The organism is Vibrio sp. 1-2 (7-a) (assembly GCF_013048515.1).
Lineage (GTDB): Bacteria > Pseudomonadota > Gammaproteobacteria > Enterobacterales > Vibrionaceae > Vibrio > Vibrio diabolicus.
This window is the reverse complement of record NZ_VHSQ01000007.1, coordinates 18,304-42,980: the sequence shown is the minus strand read 5'-3', so window position 1 is coordinate 42,980 and position 24,677 is coordinate 18,304. Positions and strand designations below refer to the sequence as shown.

Annotated in this window: 19 protein-coding genes; 13 read left to right on the top strand and 6 right to left on the bottom strand. The window is 45.7% G+C overall.

The window, feature by feature from the left end; translation table 11 throughout:
* Positions 1-260 precede the first annotated feature (260 nt).
* Together ppc and argE are read right to left on the bottom strand one after the other, a co-directional pair.
* Positions 261-2,894, bottom strand: a complete 2,634-nt coding sequence (gene ppc, locus FKN08_RS16820) for a phosphoenolpyruvate carboxylase (RefSeq protein ID WP_053807712.1) — start codon at positions 2,892-2,894, stop codon at positions 261-263.
* Between the two features lie 272 nt (positions 2,895-3,166).
* On the bottom strand, positions 3,167-4,303 hold the full coding sequence (gene argE / locus FKN08_RS16815; protein WP_170892567.1) for an acetylornithine deacetylase: 1,137 nt from the start codon (positions 4,301-4,303) through the stop codon (positions 3,167-3,169).
* A 144-nt stretch (positions 4,304-4,447) separates the two neighbouring features.
* Between argE and argC the strand changes: the two genes are divergently transcribed.
* The 4 genes from argC (at position 4,448) to argH (ending at position 9,692) form a co-directional block, all read left to right on the top strand.
* Positions 4,448-5,452 carry an N-acetyl-gamma-glutamyl-phosphate reductase gene (gene argC, locus FKN08_RS16810; RefSeq protein WP_170892566.1) on the top strand — a complete coding sequence of 335 codons (1,005 nt, stop codon included), beginning with the start codon at positions 4,448-4,450 and terminating at the stop codon, positions 5,450-5,452.
* Positions 5,453-5,473: 21 nt separating this feature from the next.
* Positions 5,474-6,265, top strand: coding sequence for an acetylglutamate kinase (gene argB, locus FKN08_RS16805; RefSeq protein ID WP_046874627.1), 792 nt, complete (start codon positions 5,474-5,476; stop codon positions 6,263-6,265).
* Positions 6,266-6,349: 84 nt separating this feature from the next.
* Positions 6,350-7,564: an argininosuccinate synthase gene (locus FKN08_RS16800; protein WP_017821738.1), complete on the top strand. Its 1,215-nt coding sequence runs from the start codon at positions 6,350-6,352 to the stop codon at positions 7,562-7,564.
* Positions 7,565-7,817: 253 nt separating this feature from the next.
* Complete coding sequence (argH, locus tag FKN08_RS16795) at positions 7,818-9,692, top strand: argininosuccinate lyase (RefSeq protein WP_170892565.1); 1,875 nt, start codon at positions 7,818-7,820, stop codon at positions 9,690-9,692.
* A gap of 206 nt (positions 9,693-9,898) precedes the next feature.
* On the opposite strand, the gene FKN08_RS16790 is transcribed toward argH, so the two are convergent.
* From FKN08_RS16790 to FKN08_RS16780, 3 genes are all read right to left on the bottom strand, one after another.
* The gene (locus FKN08_RS16790) at positions 9,899-10,168 is read right to left on the bottom strand and encodes a DUF3624 domain-containing protein (RefSeq protein WP_012841349.1); all 270 of its coding nucleotides are present in this window, start codon (positions 10,166-10,168) and stop codon (positions 9,899-9,901) included.
* Between the two features lie 390 nt (positions 10,169-10,558).
* Positions 10,559-12,031, bottom strand: a complete 1,473-nt coding sequence (locus FKN08_RS16785; protein WP_170892564.1) for a dihydrolipoyl dehydrogenase — start codon at positions 12,029-12,031, stop codon at positions 10,559-10,561.
* A 192-nt stretch (positions 12,032-12,223) separates the two neighbouring features.
* Positions 12,224-12,952 carry a redoxin family protein gene (locus FKN08_RS16780; RefSeq protein WP_005395721.1) on the bottom strand — a complete coding sequence of 243 codons (729 nt, stop codon included), beginning with the start codon at positions 12,950-12,952 and terminating at the stop codon, positions 12,224-12,226.
* A gap of 170 nt (positions 12,953-13,122) precedes the next feature.
* On the opposite strand from FKN08_RS16780, the gene oxyR reads away from it, so the two are divergent.
* Positions 13,123-14,034: a DNA-binding transcriptional regulator OxyR gene (gene oxyR / locus FKN08_RS16775; RefSeq protein WP_005395720.1), complete on the top strand. Its 912-nt coding sequence runs from the start codon at positions 13,123-13,125 to the stop codon at positions 14,032-14,034.
* Between the two features lie 51 nt (positions 14,035-14,085).
* On the opposite strand, the gene FKN08_RS16770 is transcribed toward oxyR, so the two are convergent.
* Positions 14,086-16,647: a PBP1A family penicillin-binding protein gene (locus tag FKN08_RS16770; protein WP_074191325.1), complete on the bottom strand. Its 2,562-nt coding sequence runs from the start codon at positions 16,645-16,647 to the stop codon at positions 14,086-14,088.
* Between the two features lie 143 nt (positions 16,648-16,790).
* On the opposite strand from FKN08_RS16770, the gene pilM reads away from it, so the two are divergent.
* The 8 genes from pilM (at position 16,791) to FKN08_RS16730 (ending at position 24,637) form a co-directional block, all read left to right on the top strand.
* A complete protein-coding gene (gene pilM, locus FKN08_RS16765) occupies positions 16,791-17,807 on the top strand; it encodes a type IV pilus assembly protein PilM (protein WP_139059626.1) in 1,017 nt (338 codons plus the stop codon).
* The gene (locus tag FKN08_RS16760) at positions 17,791-18,366 is read left to right on the top strand and encodes a PilN domain-containing protein (RefSeq protein ID WP_005395717.1); all 576 of its coding nucleotides are present in this window, start codon (positions 17,791-17,793) and stop codon (positions 18,364-18,366) included. The genes pilM and FKN08_RS16760 overlap by 17 nt, the downstream gene beginning before the upstream one ends.
* Positions 18,359-18,952: a type 4a pilus biogenesis protein PilO gene (gene pilO / locus FKN08_RS16755; RefSeq protein ID WP_012841351.1), complete on the top strand. Its 594-nt coding sequence runs from the start codon at positions 18,359-18,361 to the stop codon at positions 18,950-18,952. Before FKN08_RS16760 ends, pilO begins: the two co-directional genes overlap by 8 nt.
* Positions 18,942-19,457, top strand: a complete 516-nt coding sequence (locus tag FKN08_RS16750; protein WP_170892563.1) for a pilus assembly protein PilP — start codon at positions 18,942-18,944, stop codon at positions 19,455-19,457. Before pilO ends, FKN08_RS16750 begins: the two co-directional genes overlap by 11 nt.
* A 31-nt stretch (positions 19,458-19,488) precedes the next feature.
* Positions 19,489-21,231 (top strand): type IV pilus secretin PilQ family protein, encoded by a 1,743-nt coding sequence (locus FKN08_RS16745; RefSeq protein ID WP_170892562.1) that lies wholly within the window; start codon positions 19,489-19,491, stop codon positions 21,229-21,231.
* A 187-nt stretch (positions 21,232-21,418) separates the two neighbouring features.
* Positions 21,419-21,937 (top strand): shikimate kinase AroK, encoded by a 519-nt coding sequence (aroK, locus tag FKN08_RS16740; RefSeq protein ID WP_005381319.1) that lies wholly within the window; start codon positions 21,419-21,421, stop codon positions 21,935-21,937.
* A 32-nt stretch (positions 21,938-21,969) separates the two neighbouring features.
* A complete protein-coding gene (gene aroB / locus FKN08_RS16735) occupies positions 21,970-23,070 on the top strand; it encodes a 3-dehydroquinate synthase (protein WP_170892561.1) in 1,101 nt (366 codons plus the stop codon).
* Positions 23,071-23,122: 52 nt separating this feature from the next.
* Positions 23,123-24,637, top strand: coding sequence for an AAA family ATPase (locus FKN08_RS16730; protein ID WP_170892560.1), 1,515 nt, complete (start codon positions 23,123-23,125; stop codon positions 24,635-24,637).
* The last annotated feature ends 40 nt before the right edge of the window (positions 24,638-24,677 follow it).

Genomic DNA, 24,677 nt, shown 5'->3' with positions numbered 1-24,677 from the left:
TGGAGCAGGTATGATTGGATTTATGAGCTCTCAGCAGGCAAGTAGTATATAAATAATAAGCATGAAGTGGAATAGTAGGACAAAATTACCCTAAAAAACTAACATAATAATCAATAGTGTTAACTTGTGGTTTTTTGTTCTTTTTGCGTGGTAATTTTTGGGCTTTTTATAGTTTATTAAACTGCCTTTTGGTTGCGCAATTATCCAGCGCCAAAAAAAAGCTGAGCACTTGCTCAGCTTTTTTATTACAAATGAAGCGATTAGCCTGTGTTGCGCATGCCAGCTGCAATACCAGCAATTGTCACCATTAGCGCTTCTTCTAGGTTTGCAGATGCTTCTTCGGTTTGGCGTGTACGGTATAGCAACTCGGCTTGTAGCATGTTCAATGGCTCAACGTAGATGTTGCGCAAGCGAATCGATTCGAGTCCCCAAGGGTCATGCTGCATCAAGTTTTCGTTGTTCTCTACATTCAGTACTGCTTTGATATCTTCTTGAAGCTGAGCGCGAAGCTTTTCACCGAGTGGACGGAGTGATTCATCCACCAATCGCTCATCGTAATAGCGAGAAATATCGATATTACACTTCGAGTACACCATTTCTAACATGCCAAGGCGAGTCGAGAAGAACGGCCATTCACGACACATCTCTTCGAGCAGCGCTTGGTGACCTTTATCGATCGAGTATTGAATTGCTTCACCCGCACCTAACCATGCTGGAAGTACCAAACGATTTTGGCTCCACGAGAAGATCCACGGGATTGCACGTAAGCTTTCTACTCCGCCCTTAGGGTTGCGTTTTGCAGGACGAGAGCCAAGTGGCAACTTGCCGAGTTCGAGTTCTGGTGTTGCTTGGCGGAAGTAAGGCACGAAATCTGGCTCGCCGCGAACTACGTTGCGATAAGACTCGCAGCTAACTTCTGATAGCACTTCCATTAAGTCGCGCCATTCTTGTTTTGGCTCTGGTGGTGGCAATAGGTTGGCTTCTAGAATCGCGCTCGCGTAAAGGTTAAAACTGTTTACGGCGACATCTGGAAGGCCCAGTTTAAAGCGGATCATCTCGCCTTGTTCTGTTACGCGCAAACCACCTTTCAAGCTTTTTGGTGGTTGAGACAGAAGTGCTGCGTGTGCTGGCGCGCCGCCGCGGCCTACTGTACCGCCACGACCGTGGAATAGAGTCAGTTCAACACCTTCTTCTTCCGCCACTTTAACTAACGATTCCATCGCATGGTACTGAGCCCAGCCTGCAGACATGACACCCGCATCTTTCGCTGAGTCAGAGTAACCAATCATGACCATTTGGTGGTTTTGGATAAAGCCACGGTATAGGTCGATACCCATCAGCTGTTTGATGACCGATTCTGCATTGTTCAAGTCGTCTAGCGTCTCGAATAACGGGCAAACATCCATACGATATGGGCAGCCAGCTTCTTGCAGAAGTAGGTGGACTGCTAACACATCTGATGCAGTGCGTGCCATAGAAATAACGTAGGCACCGAATGCTTCACGCGGTTGTGCTGCAATAATCTTACAGGTGTCCAAAACCTCTTTGACAGGTTCTGATGGTTCCCAATCACGAGGCAGAAGAGGACGCTTAGATGCGAGTTCGTTGGTTAGGAAAGCAATCTTATCTTGCTCGCTCCATTGTTCGTAATCACCAATGCCTAAGTAGCGGGTTAATTCAGACAATACGTCTGAATGACGCGTGCTCTCTTGGCGGATATCAAGGCGAACAAGATGAATACCAAATGCTTTTACGCGGCGCAATGTATCTAGTAGAGAGCCATTTGCGATCACACCCATGCCACATTCATTTAGCGACTGGTAACAGGCATACAGAGGTTCCCAAAGTTGCTCGACTTTTTGCAACGGAGCTTTAACGGCCAGTTTTTGACCATGGATCTTAGCATCGAGAATATCTTTGGTTTCGTTCAATAGTGAGCGAAGTTGTTTCAGGATCGCACGATATGGTTCGTGCTGATCTTCACCAGCAAGTTCACGAACTTGATCGTTTGAAACCGTCATAGACAGTTCACTGATCAACTCGTTGATGTCATTGAGATAAAGATCTGCGGCTTTCCAACGAGACAGAAGCAATACTTCACGCGTCACGCTATGAGTGACGAACGGGTTACCGTCGCGGTCACCCCCCATCCAAGAAGAGAAGTGCACAGGGCGCGCATCAATTGGTAAACCTTCACCCAAGTAAGACTTCAGACGATCATTCATTTCACGTAAGAAGTCTGGCACCGCTTCCCATAGTGAGTTTTCAACGACCGCAAAACCCCATTTTGCTTCATCCAGCGGAGTAGGGCGCTGTTGTCGAATTACGTCTGAATGCCAGCTTTGCGCGATCAGTTGCTCTAAACGACGCTCGGTTTTCTTGCGCTCTTTAGAAGAAAGATCACTCAGTTCCAACTTTGATAAGCACTCGTTGATCTTGACCAACTTGTTGATCATCGTGCGACGCGTGATTTCCGTTGGGTGAGCCGTCAATACCAATTCAATATTCAGATCACGAACCGCTTGCGCAGTGTCCAGTTTGCTCACATCGTTTTGTACCAGTTTAGAAAACAGCGAGTTAATCGCGTCTGGTTCACAAATGTGCTCTTCACAATGGCGTGAAATCGTGTGGTATTGCTCAGCAATATTGGTGAGATTTAGAAATTGGTTAAACGCACGGGTAACGGGCGTTAGCTGCTCATCGGGTAGGTGTTTGATTTCTTCTATCAAGCTTTCCCTGTCTGCTTGATTACCTGCTTGAGCCGATTTGGATAATTTACGAATGGTTTCCACTTTCTCGAAGATTTCTTCGCCATGGGCATCGCGAATGGTGTTACCCAATAAGTGGCCTAACATGCGCACATTACTTTTGAGTGCGGCGTATTTCTCGTTCATTGTCGTCCTGCCTCGTAAAAAAACTACATCCATTGTCCTTGTTAAGACTCCAATCTAGCGAAAAGCACCAGTTATAGTCAAATAAAGCAGACTAAGTTTGCAATTATTCCGCTGTCTCCTGATTTAGAGCAAATTTACGGCAGCTGTAGAATAAGAAGTGAAAATTAATTACAAAATAACAAGTTAAAGAAGTGTTAAGGCTAGCGCTAAATTGTGAAGATAAAAAGATGCAGCTCAATCGAGCTGCACTGACTTTTGAGTTTATTCGCGTATTAACAGCAATACTTGACCATTGCCTTTGAAAGCACATCAATTGTGGGATCGATAAAATCAAATGAGAGAAACTCATCCGGTTGGTGCGCTTGGTCAATTGAACCCGGGCCAAGAACTAAGGTTGGACAGAGCTGTTGTAAGAAGGGCGCCTCAGTACAGTAGTTCACGGTTTCTGAACTGGTTTGGCAGATCTCTTCAACACCACCGATAAATGGGTGGTCATGTTGGCATTCGTAACCCGGAATTGGTTCATGTAACGGAATTATCTCCAAGCGTCCAGGCCACTTTGCTTCGACTTCTTTTAATGCTCCGCGCAGCATATTTTCTAGGCCATCCAGGCTGATCCCTGGTAGTGGGCGAACATCATAGTGCAGCTCACAGCAACCACAAATACGGTTAGCGCTGTCACCGCCGTGAATGTGTCCAAGGTTTAGGGTAGGGCTTGGAATGGCAAAACCCGGATGGTGGTATTCTTTCACCAATTTATCGCGCAGTTGCATCATGGCAAACATCACTTCATGCATGATCTCAATCGCGTTAACGCCTAAGGCAGGATCGGATGAATGGCCTGACTTACCCGTGACCCGAATTGCATTCGCCACATGACCTTTGTGGCCGCGAATAGGAACGAGGCTGGTAGGCTCACCAATAATGCAGTAATCCGGCTTAAAAGGGGCGTTTACGGTGAAATGTCGTGCACCCAACATGGTGGTTTCTTCGTCACAAGTGGCTAATACGTATAGCGGCTTGGTTTGCTTACTCCAGTCGACTTTTTTGACGGCTTCGTAAATAAAGGCAAAAAAGCCCTTCATGTCTGCCGTGCCTAAACCGTAAAAGCGGTTGTCTTTTTCAGTCAGCTTATGTGGATCAAAGCTCCAGCGTCCTTCATCAAATGGCACGGTATCACTATGGCCAGCAAGTAAAAGGCCGCCTTCACCCTCTCCCATACGTGCGACCATATTGTGCTTGCCTGGCTCGACTTCGATCACTTCAACGCTAAAACCCAGATCTTTAAACCAAGATGCGAGTTTTTCGATGACTTTTGCATTGCCCTGATCCCAGCTCGGATCCGTGGAGCTGATAGAAGAGGTGCTGATGAGTCCTTCATAGACCTCTAGAAAAGTTGGTAATTGCATGGATTCTTCAAATCTCCTGTTGACAGACAGACCACAAAAATGTAAAACACATATTAAATCATATTTAATGAATAAAAAATCAAAATAAAGCAAAAATTAAATATGAATAGTCATTTGAGCCTTTAAGTATATGGATGTCACACAATGCTAAAAACCACGATTATTGGAGCCAGCGGTTACACCGGCGCAGAGTTAGCGTTAATGGTTAATAAACACCCACAACTCACGCTATCAGGTTTATATGTTTCCGCCAACAGTGTTGATGCAGGAAAGAATATTGCGCAGCTGCACGGTAAGTTAGCAGGCATCATTGATATGCCGGTCTCGTCACTAACGGATCCACTGCAAATCGCTCAAGAATCGGATGTGGTGTTTTTAGCAACGGCTCATGAGGTGAGCCACGATCTAGCCCCAACTTTCTTGGAGGCAGGCTGTCAGGTATTCGATTTATCGGGGGCATTCCGCGTCCAAAGTGAAGGTTTTTACAACACTTTTTATGGCTTCGAGCATCAACATAATAACTGGCTAGATAAAGCTGCATACGGCTTAGCAGAGTGGAACCAGGAATCAATTAAAACTGCTCCCTTAGTTGCTGTAGCAGGTTGCTACCCGACTGCTTCGCAGTTAGCCATCAAACCTCTACTCGAAAATGCATTAGTGGATACCAATCAATGGCCTGTCATTAACGCGACCAGCGGTGTGTCCGGAGCTGGGCGTAAAGCTTCTATGGTGAACAGTTTCTGTGAAGTGAGCTTGCAACCTTATGGTGTATTTACTCATCGTCACCAACCAGAAATTGCTCAGCACTTAGGTTGCGATGTGATTTTTACTCCGCACCTAGGCAACTTTAAACGCGGCATTCTTGCCACGATCACGATGAAGCTAGCATCAGGCGTTACAGAGCAACAAGTCGCTCAAGCATTTGAACAAGCTTATCTAGGAAAGCCAGCCGTGCGTTTAAAAGGCGGTGGCATTCCACGTATTCAGGATGTCGAAAATACCCCTTTCTGCGATATCGGCTGGAAGGTACAAGGCGAACACATCATTGTGATTTCAGCCATCGACAATCTACTCAAAGGTGCATCAAGTCAAGCGATGCAATGTCTCAATATTCATTATGGTTACCCAGAACTGACAGCGTTGCTGTAGTCGTTGAAAGAGGGAAATGCGATGACGCAAACCAATCAAGCTCCTTTAGTCATTAAGCTAGGCGGTGCAGCTCTATCTTGCACTCAAACCTTAAGCCAACTTTTTGGTGCCATTGCGGCTTACCAAAAATCGGCACAGCGACAAATCGCCATCGTTCATGGCGGTGGCTACCTAGTTGATGAGTTGATGGCAAAGCTTCAGCTTGAAACCGTAAAGAAAAACGGTTTACGCGTAACGCCTTACGATCAAATTCCGGTGATTGCAGGCGCGCTTGCAGGTACCGCAAACAAGCTGCTTCAAGGTCAAGCGATTGCGGACGGTCTTAACGCTGTGGGTCTTAGCCTTGCGGATGGTGGTTTGTGTCTTGTTGAAGAACTTGACCCAGAACTCGGCGCGGTAGGTAAAGCATCACCGGGTGATTCAACGCTATTACAAGCGGTACTAAACACAGGCGCACTGCCGATCATCAGTTCAATTGGCTTAACCACAGATGGCCAGATGATGAATGTGAATGCTGACCAAGCCGCAGTCGCGGTGGCAGGTGCTCTCGATGCTGAATTAGTCCTGTTGTCAGATGTGAGTGGCGTACTCGATGGCAAAGGGCATTTGATCAAAACGCTATCTGAGCAAGAAGCCGATGCATTGATCAAAGGGCAAGTGATCACAGACGGCATGATCGTCAAAGTTAAAGCTGCTTTGGAGGCGGCCAATGATCTTGGTCGCCCTATCGAAGTCGCGACCTGGCGTTACCCAGAAAAATTAGTACAGCTATTCGCTGGTGAAAGTATTGGAACGCAATTTTTGCCTCAATAAGCATCAGCAAAAGAATTCAATATTAGGAAGTAGTAGTTGGCACTGACCGCCGAGCGCAGCGCCAGTTAAGTTTGGAGAAGAAAGATGAGCAAAGTGAACGTAAATAAAGTGGTAGTCGCATACTCAGGCGGTCTAGATACCTCAGTAATTATCCCGTGGCTAAAAGAGAACTACGATTGTGAAGTCGTTGCTTTCGTTGCCGATGTTGGTCAAGGCGCAGAAGAGCTAGAAGGTATTGAAGCGAAAGCAAAAGCTTCAGGTGCTTCTGAGTGTTACATCGCTGACTTGAAAGAAGAAATGGTCGCAGACTACATTTACCCAACGCTAAAAACCGGCGCGTACTATGAAGGTAAGTACCTGCTGGGTACATCAATGGCGCGTCCAATTATTGCTAAAGCACAGGTTGAAGTCGCACGTAAAGTGGGCGCGGACGCATTGTGTCACGGCTGTACAGGTAAAGGTAATGACCAAGTTCGTTTCGAAGGCGCATTCGCAGCACTAGCACCAGATCTACAAGTGATTGCCCCTTGGCGTGAATGGGACCTAGTGAGCCGTGAAGAATGTTTAGATTACCTAGCTGAGCGTAACATTCCTTGTTCAGCGTCTCTTACTAAGATCTATTCACGTGATGCAAATGCATGGCATATTTCCACTGAAGGTGGCGTCCTAGAAGATACGTGGAACGCACCAAACGAAGATTGCTGGGTATGGACTGTAGACCCAGAGCAAGCACCAAACGAAGCGGAATACGTCACGCTGAAAGTAGAAAAAGGTGAGGTGGTCGAAGTTGATGGCGAAGCTATGACACCATACAACGCGTTGGTTTATCTAAACGAAAAAGGTGCGAAGCACGGTGTTGGTCGTATCGATATCGTTGAAAACCGTCTAGTAGGAATGAAATCTCGTGGCTGCTACGAAACACCGGGAGGCACCATCATGATGGAAGCGCTGCGTGCCGTTGAACAGCTCGTGCTAGACAAATCATCATTCGAATTCCGTGAAGAACTGGGTCTAAAAGCGTCTCACCTTGTGTACGATGGCCGTTGGTTTACGCCACTATGTAAGTCGATCCTTGCCGCTTCAGAAGAGCTAGCGCAAGACGTGAATGGCGAAGTGGTTGTTAAGCTCTACAAAGGCCAAGCCACGGTAACGCAAAAACGTTCTGACAACAGCTTGTACTCAGAAGAGTTCGCGACTTTTGGTGAAGATGAGGTTTACGACCAAAGCCATGCGGGTGGTTTCATCCGTCTTTACTCGCTATCAAGCCGTATCCGTGCGTTGAACAGCCAGAAGAAATAACCTCTCCACATCTTGGATTGAGTAAAGACCTGCTATTGGATAGCAGGTCTTTTTTGTTGGCTTACGTCTATGAGCACAAAGATGCAAATGCATTCCGTTTGAATATATATGTAAAAATATTGAATTTATACTTTATTTTTTGTCGAAATTGCCGTAACGTTGACCCATAAGAAAAAGTGAGCAAATGACCATCAAATTGGTTACTACTCATTCGAGAACGTTAGAGTAAGCAATAGTCATCAGGAGAAACGCAATGGCATTATGGGGCGGAAGATTTACCCAAGCGGCAGACACTAGATTTAAAGAGTTTAACGATTCGTTGCGTTTTGACTACCGATTGGCTGAGCAAGACATCGTAGGTTCAATCGCATGGTCTAAAGCTCTGCTTTCTGTAGATGTTCTATCGGCAGAAGAACAGCAAAAGCTGGAACTTGCTTTAAACGAGCTGAAGTTAGAAGTGATGGAAGATCCTCATCAAATTCTTCGCTCAGATGCAGAAGATATCCACTCGTGGGTTGAACAGCAGCTGATTAGTAAAGTGGGAGATTTAGGTAAAAAACTCCACACTGGGCGTTCTCGTAATGACCAAGTAGCGACAGACCTAAAACTTTGGTGTCGTCAGCAAGGCCAGCAACTGTTGATTGCTTTAGATCGTCTGCAATCGCAAATGGTTCATGTTGCTAAGCAGCACCAAGGCACTGTATTGCCTGGCTATACTCATCTTCAGCGCGCTCAACCTGTCACCTTTGCTCACTGGTGTTTGGCTTATGTTGAAATGTTCGAGCGTGACTACTCTCGTCTGAATGATGCCTTACAGCGTCTCGACACTTGTCCACTTGGCTCGGGTGCTTTAGCTGGCACGGCTTATCCGATTGATCGTGAACAATTAGCTCATAACCTTGGTTTCCACCGCGCTACGCGTAATTCACTCGATTCGGTTTCGGATCGTGATCATGTTATGGAACTGATGTCGGTGGCCTCGATTTCTATGTTGCACCTTTCTCGTCTTGCAGAAGATATGATCTTCTACAACTCAGGGGAGTCTAACTTCATTGAGTTAGCGGATACGGTGACGTCTGGTTCGTCATTGATGCCACAGAAGAAAAACCCAGATGCACTTGAGTTGATCCGTGGTAAGACAGGGCGTGTCTATGGCGCATTATCGAGCATGATGATGACAGTGAAAGCCTTACCATTGGCGTACAACAAAGACATGCAAGAAGATAAAGAAGGGTTGTTTGATGCGTTAGACACATGGAATGATTGCATGGAAATGGCAGCGCTGTGTTTTGATGGCATTAAAGTAAATGGTGAGCGTACGCTTGAAGCTGCGAAGCAAGGGTATGCGAACGCGACTGAGTTAGCTGATTACTTAGTGGTGAAAGGCATCCCATTCCGTGAGGCGCACCATATTGTGGGCGTAGCGGTGGTAGGGGCAATTGATAAAGGTTGTGCGCTGGAAGAATTGTCTCTGCAAGAGCTAAAAGCCTTCTCTGAGGTGATTGAAGATGATGTGTATGACATTCTGACAATAGAGTCTTGTTTGGAAAAACGTTGTGCGCTGGGTGGCGTTTCGCCTCACCAAGTCGCTTATGCGGTAGAGCAAGCGGATAAACGTCTGAGCCAGCGTGACAGCTCGGCAGTGAAAGTGCGTCCTGCACGTTTGACGGACATTGAAACACTAGAGGGCATGGTGGCTTATTGGGCGAACCTCGGTGAGAATCTACCCCGCTCTCGTAATGAGCTCGTGAGAGATATTGGCTCCTTCGCGGTGGCTGAGCATCATGGTGAAGTGACAGGTTGCGCTTCTCTATATGTGTATGACTCAGGGTTGGCTGAAATACGCTCTCTTGGTATCGAAGCGGGCTGGCAAGGCCAAGGGCAGGGCAGTGCAATCGTAAATCACTTGGTTGAGAAAGCACGTCAAATGGCGATAAAGAAGGTCTTTGTCCTCACTCGAACGCCAGAGTTCTTTATGAAGCAGAGCTTCTTACCAACATCGAAGTCGCTGTTGCCAGAAAAAGTCTTGAAAGATTGCGATCAGTGTCCACGTCAGCACGCGTGTGATGAAGTGGCGCTAGAGATCAATTTAATGGAGCAAGTGATCCAAAAATCGCATGTGGCATGAGCTGAAATTTCGGAGTGATTTTATTAGCATTCAATGACATAGTTATTTTCTGATTCACTTACATCAGTATTTGCTAAAAAAATCGAAAAAATTTGGAACCTTTGAGAGGAAGCTCGGTCTATTAAAGTACCACTGCTTTTTCTTAGAAGAATCTAAGAGAGCCCCAGAACTGATATTGGTTTTGGGGCTTTTTTCTATCTGCCACTTTACTCTTTTTTATCCGTCTCTTTTCGTCCTCGCCGACGTTGCCACGGCAAGATGACAAAACGCATCCATAAGTGCAAAAACAATAAAATATTGAAAGCGAAACCAGCAAAGATCAAAGCGATCGACTCGATGCTTTGTGGATCATCTTTGAACGCAAACCACCACACAATCCAGCACAGTACCGAAAGCACCGTTAACTGATCCAAGCATCGTTGGCAACGCCCAAGCTTTTTCCAAAACCAATGTTCCTCGCAACGGCGACAAGTCATAGTGTTTTCCAAGGCATCAGTGTTGCTTCAGATTATATACCCAACACAAAGAGAGAAAGCGTTTTTTGTCGCAGCTTAGAGCGCAGGAACACAACCAAAAATGGAAAGTTAGCTTTGTAGAGCTTATGTGGCACGTGATTGATGTATGGTGCGCTGTCAGTCTTTAATAGGAAAAATAATCATGTCGACAGAATTGAAATTTGCGCTGAGTATCGCTGGTGGCTTTTTTACGATCGGTGTAGTCGCGATCATCATGGTAAGTCGTTACGCAATGATGGCAGTGTAGTACTTATGTAATCGCCTCAAAGTAGTCAACAGAAAGCCTCGTTAATCACGAGGCTTTCTGTTTTGTTTGGTATGTAAAGACTGGCTCGATTGAGCATGAAAGCGTTAGCAACCAGGCCCACAGTCAAGGCAATGTTTCACCATTTCTGGCCCTAAGTGTAGTTTTGCATTCAAATCACGTAGAGCGGTGCGGACACCCTCTTCGATCACTGGATGATAGAAGGGCATATCTAGCATCTCAGAAACCGTCATTCTATTTTGGTGTGCCCAAGCCAAAAGATGCGCGAGGTGTTCTGCGTTCGGCCCCATCATCTCTGCTCCTAAAAAGCGTCCAGTACCTTGCTCGCCATAGACATGTAACATCCCTTTGTTTCGTAGCATGACGCGTGAACGTCCTTGATTCTCAAACGAGACTTCGCCAGTAACAAAACAACCACAGCTTCCTAAGCGAGTTTCCAGTTGTTTGAAAGTTTCACCGACCATAGCTATTTGCGGATCGGAGAATACAGCTGAAATTGGCGAACGACGCAGACCTGCACGAATATCCGGGAAACGACCAGCATTATCACCAGCAATGCGACCTTGGTCAGCGGCCTCGTGCAGCAATGGAACTTGGTTACTTGCATCACCCGCAATAAAAATACTCTCTACGGAGGTTTGCAATGTGTAGTGATCTGCGGTTGGTACACCGCGTTCATCTAATGCCACATTGGTGTTCTCGATCGCCAGCTTATCTACGTTTGGACGTCGTCCAGTGGCTGCTAAAACGTAATCAACAATAAAGGTTTCTAATTCACCGTCGTGGTTAATGAATTGGATCTCAACTTTGTCAGCGCCTGCTGCATTCGATGATGGTATGCGCTTCATGCTTTCTACTTTTACATCGGCATCAAGATAGAACTCTTCTTTAAAAGTTTTATTTGCATAAGCCATCACCTCTGGATCTGTCAGTGGACCAACTTGACCACCAAGACCAAAGAGCTTCACTTTCACCCCTAGGCGGTGCAATGCTTGACCGAGTTCAAGTCCGATCACTCCAGGGCCAAATACCGCAACGGACTCAGGCAAATCATCCCAATCAAAGACATCATCATTAATTACGAGACGGTCACCCAACTCATTCCAAGCTGCTGGATAGGCAGGACGAGAGCCCGTCGCGATCACAATCCGTTTTGCGGTGACCTGAGTATGGTCATCTATGATAAGTGTATGATCATCGGCAAACTTCGCGTAGCCCGATAGTTTGTCTTCAGCGGGAATATCATCGACACTTTCAAGCACGAAGCCAACAAAACGATCACGTTCGCGTTTTACACGATCCATGACTTCTTGTCCGTTAATGCGTATTTCACCTTGCGGATGGATCCCAAATCCAGGCGCTTTTTCGATTTGGTGGACACTTTCTGCGGCCGCAATCAACAGCTTAGAGGGCATGCAACCGACGCGAGCACAGGTTGTTCCGTAAGGGCCGCCTTCAATCATTACTACGCTATTAGTATGAGCTTTTGCTGCTCGATAAGCGCCAAGACCAGCAGTACCACCACCAATAATCGCTACGTCGACATTAACTTGTTTCATCGTGAACTCTCGCTTTTCGTTTTTAAGCCAAGCTAGCTACATTGAGCTTGGAGAGTGAATTGGGTCGTTGAATCTGTATAAGGAGTCACCGTATCGGTAGACGACTACTTATCTAGACTAGTAGAAGAAGTGAGTTAGGGTTGGCCTCCGAGCCAAAGGCACCGGAGACCGAGGGTGTAGGCTATGGACAGCTTAGCCTAGATACGCTTCTAGCTCTTCGCTACCGCCGATGTGCTTGCCACCGATAAAGACTTGTGGAACAGTCGTGCGACCAGATATAGCTCGTAGACTAACTGTCGTTGCGTCTTTACCCAGAATCACTTCTTCATATTGAAGACCGTGGTCAATCAGGTTTTGTTTCGCTTTCATACAGAAAGGGCAGCCTGGCTTAGTGAATACCGTGATGGACTCTTGCGTTTTGTAGTCTGGCGCAATGTAGTTCAGCATGGTGTCTGCGTCTGACACTTTGAATGGGTCGCCTGGTTCGTTTGGCTCAATGAACATTTTTTCCACTACGCCATCTTTTACTAGCATGCTGTAACGCCATGAACGTTTGCCAAAGCCGATGTCGTTTTTATCCACTAACATACCCATGCCATCGGTGAATTCACCATTACCATCCGGGATGAAGGTAATGTTTTCTGCTTCTTGGTCTTGTTTCCATGCATTCATCACGAACGTATCATTGACCGAGACACAAATAATCTCATCCACTCCGTGCTCTTTAAATACAGGGAACAATTCGTTGTAACGAGGTAGATGGCTTGATGAACAGGTTGGAGTAAATGCACCCGGTAAGCTAAATACGATAACGGTCTTACCTTTAAATAGCTCATCAGTCGTTACATTCATCCAAGAGTCACCTTGACGAACTGGAAAAGTAACTTGAGGGACTTGTTGACCTTCTTTAGATACAAACATAATGATTTCCTTTAACTATTTTAAATTATGCGTATAGAGCTTAGCGTTTTTCTTTGCTCTGTTTCGTTCTGTTGAGCCCATTATTGTAAAAATCCTTTGATAGCTCTAATCGTTTGGTGTTATGGTTTTGATAGGTATTAGCTATTGTTAAAAGAAGCGAATTGTGAGTTATGAATATTCGAGATTTTGAGTACTTAGTTGCACTTGCGGAACATAAGCACTTTCGCAAAGCGGCAGAAGCATGTTTTGTTAGCCAACCAACATTGAGTGGACAAATTCGTAAGCTAGAGGATGAACTCGGTACCACGCTTTTAGAGCGAAGCAGCCGTCGCGTTTTGTTTACCGATTCAGGGTTGCAGTTGGTGGAGCAAGCTAAGCGTATCTTAAGTGAAGTGAAAACTTTTAAAGATATGGCGAGTGGTCAGAGCGGAGCAATGACTGGGCCTATGCATATCGGTTTCATCCCGACGGTAGGTCCGTATCTACTACCCAAAATTCTGCCGCAGATAAAAGAAGCATTTCCTGAACTGGAGCTGTTCCTGCACGAAGCTCAAACACATCAGTTGGTGCGTCAATTAGAAGAAGGTAAATTGGACTGCTTGGTCTTGGCTTCGGTTGATGAAACGGCACCTTTTAAAGAAATCGAAGTGTATAACGAGCCGTTAAGCGTTGCGGTGCCATGTGATCATGAGTGGGCCTCTCTCGACCATGTTGATATGTTGGAGTTGAATGGTAAAACCGTTTTAGCGCTAGGAGACGGTCACTGTCTGCGTGATCAAGCGTTAGGTTTCTGTTTTGCTGCCGGAGCGAAAGACGACGAACGCTTTAAGGCAACCAGTTTGGAGACACTGCGGAATATGGTCGCTGCTGGTGCAGGGATTACGTTATTGCCTCAGCTTTCTATCCCTAATGAGAAGCAAAAAGATGGCGTGTGCTATGTACCAGCCGTTAACCCTACGCCTTCGCGCAATATAGTGCTTGTATATCGCCCAGGCTCACCACTGCGTGCAAGGTTTGAAGCTTTGGCGGCGAAGATTAAAGAAGTATTGGCTTCCTATCCTTCATTGAACGCCGCGGCGTAAAAGCCGACATAAAAAAGGGAGAGCGAATGCTCTCCCTTTTGCTTTAGTGATTTAGAACAGCTCTTCTGCGCCAGAGCCGGAAGAATAAATACTGTCTTCCAAACGGTCTCCAGCGTATTCGGTAGGCTCAGTGCCTTTTTCAAAGTATTCGAACATCGATGTGCTGTCTACTTTGTGCGTTAGCATGCCAGTGTTGCGATCAATACGAACACGAATGATGTTATCTGGAATATTTTTACCTTGCTCAGGTGTTTCTTCTAGTGCAACGCGCATAAAGTCAATCCAAGCGGGTTCTGCGGTTTTCGCACCCGATTCAGCACCGGAAATTTGGCCTTTGCCTAGGTTGCTATTAACCGTTGTGCGACCAAGGGCGCGTGAGTGATCATCAAAACCAACCCAAGCAATGGCAACAACACCAGGACCATAGCCGTTGTACCAAGCATCTTTGGAGTCATTCGTTGTACCCGTTTTACCACCGATATCACGACGCCCCAGTTTTTGTGCACGCCAGCCAGTACCGTTCCACCCCGTACCTTCACGCCAGTTACCACCACCCCAAATGTTGCTGTACATCATCTCACGCATCAAGAATGCGTTTTGCTCAGAGATAACTTGTGGAGCATATTGAGGTTCATCATTTTCCAGTGCGTTGTCTGTTGCCAAACCATCAATCGCGACGTCTTGTTCGCCAAACTCATCGGCATAGCGATTGTCTGGCTCATCGCTCATTTGTGGGCAATCCTTATGACAAACGCTCTTTGGATTCGCTTTAAACAGCACTTCACCGAATGCATCTTCCACGCGTTCTACGTAGAACGGTTCGACGTAATAACCTCCGTTCGCAAATACAGAGTAGCCTTGTGCCACTTTCATTGGTGTTAAGCTACCAGCACCGAGCGCGATGGTCTCTGAACGTGGTACTTGGTTAATATCAAAACCAAAACGAGTAAGGTACTGACGTGTTTCATCAAGGCCTACTTCACGCAGCGTACGCACTGCCATCACGTTCTTTGACTGAGCTAAGCCGAGGCGAAGGCGAGTTGGACCGCCATAGGTTGGTGGTGAGTTTTTAGGTCGCCAAGCCGAACCAGAACCTGCGTCCCATTTGTTAATCGGCGCATCGTTGATCAGAGTGGCTAAGGTAAGTCCCTTGTCAATTGCAGCTGAGTAGATAAATGGTTTGATACTTGAGCCAACCTGACGCACTGACATAGTGGCACGGTTAAACTTACTATGAACAAAGTTAAAACCACCCACTAACGATAATATCGCACCATTTTCCGGGTTCATCGCGACAAACGCGGTGTTCGCTGTTGGCACTTGGCTCAGTTTCCAGCTTTGTGTCGTGTTGTCATCTTCATTGGTTTCGCTCACTTCGCGAACCCAAACTTGTTGACCCGTCGCTAGCACATCATGCGCTGATTTTGGTGTTGAACCTTGGCGGTTTTCGGTGATGTATTTACGTGCCCAATGCATTCCAGTCCAAGGAATGGTCTGCTCTTCATGGTTTTTAACCCAAACTTGCGCAGTTTTATCATCGACTTTTGTCACGACGGCAGGGTAAAGGTCACCATAAGTTGGTTGCTTCTTAAGGTGCTTTTCTATTTGCTCGCTGTTCCAAGCGGTTTCACCTTCTTTCCAAAGCACTTTCTCCGCACCGCGGTAGCCGTGACGTTCATCGTATGACAGCAGATTATTTACCACGGATGTATTCGCGGCATCTTGCAGTTTAGAGTCCACCGTCATGTAGATATTCAAGCCAGAGGTATAGGCTTCTTCTTCACCGTACTCTTTCACGGCCCATGCACGAGCTAGTTCTGCCACATAAGGAGCTGAAAGTTCAATTTCAGCACTGTGGTAACGCGCCACGATAGGTTCGTTGCGTGCTTCGTCATACTGTTCTTGCGTGATGTATTTTTCATCAAGCATTCGCATTAACACGACGTTACGGCGTTTTGTCGCACGCTCAAGAGAGTAAATTGGGTTCATCGTTGATGGCGCTTTTGGCATCCCTGCGAGTGTCGCAAGTTCGCTTAACGTCAATTCATCAAGGCTCTTACCAAAGTAAACTTGAGCGGCCGCACCAAAACCATATGAGCGGTAACCAAGGAAGATTTTATTGACATAAAGTTCCATGATTTCTTGCTTACTCAGAAGCTGCTCAATGTGGATAGCAATGAAAATCTCTTTAATCTTACGCATGATCTTCTTCTCATTAGATAAGAAGAAGTTACGCGCTAGCTGTTGCGTAATGGTACTTGCGCCCTGCTTAGCGGAACCTGAAATCGCAACTACAACGGCTGCACGAGTGATGCCGATAGGATCGATACCTGGGTGTTCGTAAAAACGGCTATCTTCGGTTGCGATTAGCGCATGAATTAAGTCTTGAGGAATTTCATCATAAGTAACAGGAATACGACGCTTTTCACCGAACTGTGCGATCAGCTTCCCGTCTTGACTAAACACCTGCATAGGTGTTTGTAATTCAACGTCTTTTAGAGTTGCAACATCTGGCAATTCAGGCTTCACGTACTGATAGAAGCCAAATATTGTGGTGACTCCAAGAATTATGCAAATCAATGTTAAAAATAATAAACGCTTTATGAACTTCACCGGAGAATCCCTGATTGGTTGAGGCTGTGTAACGGCAAACCCTTGTACTCTTAGGTCAAAAATTTAGCACATAGAGATATTAACTCTTATTTGGGTGCTAATAACAACCTTTGCACGAAGAAATTTCGGAGCGAGAGTAAGAGATGGATAAGCTAATCGTTACCGGCATCGATATAGGCCATAACAGCCTCAAAGCCGTAGTACTTAAACCCACAGGCAACAATTACGCTCTGTTGGGTTACAAAGAAATATTACTAAAGGAAGGTATTGTCGCTGAAAATAACACTATAAATCATCAAGAAATTGTAAAGACCCTAAAGCTGATTAAAAAAGAACTGCCTTTTGGTGCTAAAAAGGTCGCAATTTCAGTGCCTGATAATTCGGTGATCAGTAAAAAACTGCAAATAGAACAAAACCTTGAAGATAGCGAAGTTGAGTTTGCTGTGATTCAGGCATTTTCTCATCAATCGCCATTCCCTGTCGAAGAGCTGAGTTTAGACTTTGTCCGTCTTCGTGCCGAAGATGGGTTGCGTGGGACTGATAACTATCAAGTGTTTGCGACAAGAAAAGGTGTGGTCGATAGTCGCGTGGATGCATTACAAAAATCCGGACTAAAACCCGTTTTAGTGGACGTGCATTCACAAAGTCTTGGTCATATCTGGAAGCTCACCGCCGATCGCTTTCCTGACAAAAATAAGTACTGCTTACTCGATATTGGCACCTCATCGAGCTCCTTTACCATGTTTACCGAACAAGGTGAGCTGTTTCACAAAGAGTTTGCTTGCGGCACTCGAGGAGCAAACAGCCCTGTTCAAGATGATTTGATGTCCGATGATGCTCAGGAGAAAACAGAACTGTTTAATCGCCAAATCGTGGAACGGGTGAAACGTCAGATGCAGCTCTACACCTCCATTAATGGCTCGCAAAATATCAAAGGTATCTGGTTATCAGGGGAAGGAGCTTCGACACCAATGCTCGCGGAAGAGTTATCTCAGCAACTGTCACTAGAGTGTGAATTGCTAAACCCGCTAGGGCTATTTGAAATGAAGGTGTCCAAACGTAAACGTCGTGCCGCGGATTGGCAGCATTTCTCTACAGCCGCAGGACTCGCGATTCGTGGCATTCATTGGCTAGGAGGTGCGCGTGCTTTATCGCATTAATTTACTTCCTTGGCGAGAGAACCAAAGAGAAGAGCACCGACGTCGTTTCATTAGCTTGGTCGCGTTAGGCATGTTGGTCGCCATTGGTATTCAATGGGGTATTGGAAAGTTTTTTGAGTACCAACAAGATCAGCAGCAGGAGCGGCTTGATTACCTTACTCACTACATTGCTGAGCTCGACCAGCGTATTGAAGCAATGAAAATCGCCGAGCAAGAGCACAGCAAAATCCTCGAACGTTTAAAAGTGGTTGAAGGATTACAAAACGGTAGAAACAAAACGACCGAGTTTATGAACTTGATGCCAGCCGTCATTCCTGAAGGTGTATATGTCGACAAGATCAAAATGAATGATCTGGAAATTGAGATCTCAGGGATCTCTGATAGCACTCCAAAACTTGCCACGATGCTGGACAACATGGAGCGTTCGGCCAAGTTGAATGATGTAGAAATGCACTCCATCGTTCACGGAAAAGCGCGTTTTGGAAAAGAGTTCCAAACGTTCAAAGTGTCTTTCATGTTCAAAGTGCCGGAGAAGAAAGCGGAGGCCCAGCATGGTTGATTGGCAGGATCTCGAAATAGATGAAATGGCAGAGTGGCCACTGTTGCCTCAGCTTGTGGTTATCGCGCTGCTGATTTTCCTCATTCAAGGTTTTGGCTATTGGTTTTACCTTAAGCCAAAAGAAGAGCAATTGAATAACTTGGTCCAGCAGGAGCAGACGCTCAAGGTAGCACTGAAGATCAAAGCGAACAAAGTAGCTGCATTGCCTCAGCTTCAATCTCAATTGGATGAACTCACCACGCGTTACGAGTTATTGCTACAACAACTGCCCGCGCAAAAAGAGTTGGCTACGATGCTCGCTTCGGTGAATGAACTCGGTATCGACAATAAGTTGACCTTTACCCGTATCGACTGGGGTGAAAAGCAATCAGAGCATTTCCTCTATCGTCTTCCTTTAAACATTGAGTTAACGGGAGATTTTCATGACATCGGACATTTTTCTCAGGCGATAGCAACGCTACCTCGAATCATCACGTTTAAAGATGTGACTTGGCAGCGTGTCAGCCAAGAAAGTGAAACTCTGCACTTTAGGGTACGAGCCAATACCTATCAGTTTAAGCCAGAGGAGACGAACAATGACAAGTAAGCATTTGTTACTGGTACTGATGGGGTCTCTGCTACTTGGATGTCAGGCGAATGATGAGTCATTAACGGATTTTATTCGAGGGGTGGAGAGTCAGGCGCGTCGAGATGTCGAGAAACTTAAGCCTGCAGATAAGTATGTTGCCGTCACGTACGCACCTGAAGTACAGCGTGCGCCCTTTGAGTTACCAAAAGAAGCCACGATCGCCACTCAGCCCGTTGCAAGAAAAGATTGCTGGCAACCGCCTTCAAGAAGGCGCACTGGCAAATTAGAAAAATTCCCATTAAGCCAATTACGTTTGAAAGGAGTTATGGGCATGGGTAATACGGTTTCTGGTCTCGTTCAGGCACCCAATGGCACCGTTTATAAAGTGAAGCCGGGGCAATACCTCGGACGCAACAATGGCAAAGTGACCCAAGTCAGCCATTCCTATTTGTTAATTAATGAAACGTTGCCCGACGGCTTAGGGTGTTGGCAGAAGCGTAAAGTTAAGTTGGCTTTGAGATAGCCCCATTTATTTTTGATATTGAGTAATGAAAATGAGACAAGGATTAACACGTACAACAAGGATACTAACTGGGCTCTTCTCCTTATGGTTGTTTGTATTTTTAGCCCCTTTAGTGGCAGCAGAAGAAGTATCGTCTAATGCCTTAAAGAGTATCGACTTTCGCACTAATAAAGATAAAGACGCCGTTATAGTCGTTGAACTGGCGTCACCTGCCGCGATTGTTGATGTCAAACGCGTACAGGAAGGGTTAAGTATCGATTTGCTTAATACTTCGGTAAAAGACGAGCAACTGTATCTCCTAGACGTAAATGATTTCTCGACTGTGGTTGAAAGCGTAGAGGTGTTTCGCGATACCTCAACTACGCGCTTGGTTGCGCACATCAATGAAGAATATACGCATGATTACCGTTTAACGGGGCGATTCTTGGAAATCAAAGTGGCTAAGATCAAACCCAATGAGAAAGCTCCGGATAAAAGCATTCTAGAAAAAGAAGGCAAGCTCATTTCGATTAACTTCCAAGATATTCCTGTACGTAACGTGTTACAGCTGATTGCCGACTACAACCAGTTCAACTTGGTTGTTTCAGACTCCGTAGAAGGTAACCTCACACTTCGTCTTGATGGTGTTCCGTGGCAGCAAGTGCTGGATATTATTTTGCAAGTTAAGGGGTTAGATAAGCGTGTTGATGGCAACGTGATTCTGGTTGCTCCAACAGATGAGCTTGATCTGCGCGAAAAACAGCAACTCGAAAAGCAGCAGCTAGAACAAACGATGGGAGAGCTTTCGTCTGAAATCATCAAGGTAAACTTCGCTAAAGCATCAGATATTGCAGAAATGATCAACGGAGAAGGGAACATCAGTATGTTGTCTGAGCGAGGCAGTATGACCATTGATGAGCGGACTAACTCGTTATTGATTCGTGAGCTACCTGAAAACATTGAAGTGATTCGAGAAATTATTGAATCTTTGGATATCCCGGTGAAGCAGGTTCAAATTGAAGCGCGTATTGTGACCATCAATGAAGGCAACATGGACGAGTTGGGAATTCGCTGGGGCTTTACCTCTATTAATGGCAATAACACGGTTGGTGGCTCTATCGAAAACAACCTTGCCACGATCGGTTTATATAACGGTGGTGGTGAAGGAGAAGACGGTGGTGACGGTGATGGAGTAGGTATCGATGACTTCCTAAACGTAAACTTAGCTGCAACCAGTCCAAACGCGACCAGCATTGCTTTTCAGGTTGCAAAATTAGGCTCAGACACCTTGTTAGACCTCGAGCTTTCTGCGCTGCAACAAGAGTCCAAAGCTGAGATTATCTCAAGCCCACGTTTGATCACTACCAATAAGAAGCCTGCCTATATTGAGCAGGGTACCGAGATACCTTATCTAGAGTCCTCATCAAGTGGTGCTACGACGGTAACGTTCAAAAAAGCAGTATTGAGTTTGAAGGTGACGCCACAAATTACACCGGATAACCGTCTTGTGTTGGACTTAAGCGTTACGCAAGATAGACCTGGACAAGTCGTGAAAACAGGCACTGGTGAAGCCGTTGCGATTGATACTCAGCGTATCGGGACGCAAGTGTTAGTAAATAACGGTGAAACCGTCGTTCTTGGTGGTATTTTCCAGCACAGCATTACTAACTCGGTGGATAAAGTGCCTTTGTTAGGCGATCTGCCACTATTAGGTGCGCTTTTCCGTCGAAGTTATGAAAATGTTGGCAAAAGTGAGCTGTTAATTTTCGTCACCCCTAAGGTGGTGATTCAGTAGTTCTACCTCGTGAAAAACTGATTAAATCAAAAATAAAGTTGCAATAGTGGCACCATGCTTGGATAATTTCGGGTCTTATCACGAATTATCTGTGAGGAACTGGTGCCACAAGCCTTGTAGAACAGCGATTTAGCTGTGTTTTCTTGTGGCGATCTTATTGAATCAATGTTGTAAATTACTGCTAAACATGGCTGAGAAACGTAATATTTTCCTTGTTGGCCCAATGGGCGCCGGCAAAAGTACAATTGGTAGACATCTAGCACAGCAACTGCATATGGAGTTTGTTGACTCCGATACAGTGATCGAAGAACGCACTGGTGCAGACATCTCTTGGGTTTTTGATGTAGAAGGTGAAGAAGGCTTCCGCAAGCGTGAAGAAGCGGTACTTGAAGACCTAACACAAGAGCAAGGCATCGTGCTTGCGACTGGCGGTGGCTCTGTTAAGAGCAAAGAAAACCGTAATCGTCTTTCGGCACGTGGTGTTGTTGTTTACTTAGAAACGACGATTGAAAAGCAACTTGCGCGCACAAACCGTGACAAGAAGCGTCCTCTACTTCAAACGGACAACCCTCGCGAAGTATTGGAGCAATTAGCTGAAGAACGTAATCCTCTGTATGAAGAAGTAGCGGATTACACTGTTCGCACTGACGATCAGAGTGCAAAAGTGGTAGCCAACCAGATCGTAAAAATGCTAGAAGAGAGATAAGTTTTTATCTTTTTTTTAATTGGAGCAAACCGATGGAACGGATTACGGTCAACCTAGCTGAGCGTAGCTACCCAATCTCTATTGGCGCCGGGTTATTTGAGGACCCGGCGTACCTCTCTCAAGTTCTCTCAAACAAAAATGCAAAACAAAAAGTTGTTGTGATCAGTAATGTCACAGTGGCGCCTTTGTATGCTGACAAAATTTTAAAGCAACTCGAGCAGCTCGGTTGTAGTGCATCCTTGTTAGAATTGCCTGACGGCGAACAGTACAAAAACTTGGATGTGTTTAACCAAGTGATGAATTTCCTTCTCGAGGGGAGTTACGCTCGTGATGTTGTGATCATCGCGTTAGGTGGTGGCGTTATTGGCGACCTTGTGGGTTTTACTTCTGCCTGTTACCAGCGTGGGGTCGACTTTATTCAAATACCAACGACATTACTATCTCAAGTGGACTCTTCGGTGGGTGGAAAAACCGCGGTTAACCATCCGTTGGGTAAGAACATGATAGGTGCGTTTTACCAACCTAAGGCCGTGATCATCGATACCAACTGTTTATCGACGTTGCCTGAGAGTGAATTCGCAGCAGGTATCGCAGAAGTCATTAAGTACGGCATCATTTACGATGCAGACTTTTTTGTATGGTTGGAAGAAAACCTTGAACGCTTGTACGCGTTGGATGAAGAAGCGCTAACTTATGCCATTGCACGTTGCTGTGAAATAAAAGCGGAAGTGGTGGCTCAGGATGAGAAAGAATCGGGCATTCGCGCTCTGCTCAACTTAGGTCACACCTTTGGTCATGCGATTGAAGCTGAGCTTGGCTACGGCAATTGGCTGCATGGTGAAGCGGTTTCTGCTGGCACGGTTATGGCGGCCAAAACTTCTCATCTGCGCGGTCTTATCTCAGCAGAGCAATTTGAGCGTATTGTTGCTATTTTGCGTCGTGCCAAACTGCCTGTTCATACTCCAGACAGTATGAGCTTCGATGACTTCCTCAAACATATGATGCGAGATAAAAAAGTCCTCTCTGGTCAATTAAGATTAGTTCTACCTACAGGCATTGGTAGTGCCGAGGTCATTGCTGATACGACACAAGATGTACTCAAACAGGCGATAGACTTCGGTCGCGATATTTAACCTTGTAATGGCGCCTTTGGGCGTCATTCTTGTAGTGTATTAAGGTTATTAGATGAGTGTTGCTCACGTTCTGGAATTAGATTCTCAAATCGAGTTGCTTGATAGGTTGGGATTGCTGACTAATTTTGGGTCCAATTTCATTGCGATTAATGGTCATGATGGTTATGGAAAATCTTGGTTAGCGCAGCGATACCTTGAAGTGGGTGCCAGTAACAAGAATCAATGTTTGTTACTTTGTCATTCTAATCAAGATGATGTGCAGCGCCGCATCCTAATTTTGAGTCAACTGGTTTCTAACGCATTGTTTAATCAGCAAGAGCCTTTACTTGATAGCCTCGAAAGACTATTGGGTGATGAGCCTTGTGATATCGCGATTGTGGTTGATGATGCGCATTTATTAAGTGAGACGCTCGTTTCTGAGCTTTGGATGCTGGTTTTAGAGGCGCATCATAAGCCGAATTGGACCATCAATGTCTTATTATTTACGCAGTCTGGGCGCTTAGAAGGATTGCTGTCACGTCTCAGTTACGGACAAGAGATAAAGTCTGTTGAGCTTGATATTGATATGTTGTCCGAAGTGGAAGCCCGTCGTTTCTTTGAATCACTTGTTGCGCGCTATGTTGATGATGAGGCGGAGAAGCGGGTTCGAGATGCATTTAAAAAAGTTGACCCAGTACCGGGTGACATCATGGCGTTAGGAGAGATGAAAGTGGAAAAAAGGATCATTATCCGCTCGATTGTCGGTTCACCGCTGAATATTGCGTTAGTGGTATTAGCATTACTGTTGCTTGCTGCTGGTGGCTATTGGTGGATGTATAATCAACCAAGCCCTGATGATAAAGCGCAGCAAATTGCTGGTAGTTTAGAGCAAACGGCTATTCCAACTTTTGAAGATTCAGGAATCAGTGCTGCGCAGTCTTCACTACAATCTGTGACTGATGACACTAGCAGTGGCCTTGATGGCTCTGGCGCGATTGATGATTCTGATTCATTACCGCCAGCAGTAACGGAAGAAGTGGCGAGCGTTGGCAGTGATGACAATCAACAGAGAGTGGTGATTGAGTCGAATGTGGTCGATGCATTGCTTGAAGGTAAAGCTGATTCAGCAGACACAAAAGCGATTGATGATGTCGTGGGCGTTGAGAAGCAAGACGCCACTGATGAAACCAGCTCACCCCTAATAAAAGTCGTAAAACCAAATCAAGGTATGACGCAAACTTCTGCTCAGCCAGAAGAAGACGGTGCGAAGCAGCCTGTGGTTAAGTTTTCATTTGCTCGCGAAGAATTAAAAGCACTATCACCAAGAGCCTATACACTGCAGCTTGCTGCTATGACGTCAATGGAGGATGTACAAGCCTTCCTCGATGAGCATCAGCTGAATAATCAAGTACGAATTTATCCTACCGTTCGCAATGACACCGAGTGGTATATCATCACATACCAAGATTATCCGACAATTCAAATGGCTCGCGATGCCGTTGCAAGCTTGCCTGATTCGGTTAAGTCGGTGAGTCCTTGGGCAAAATCACTCCGTCAGGTTCATCGCGAAATTGATCGCGTGAAATAAACCTGAGCTTCGCTGAAAAATATGTTACATTCCGCAGCCT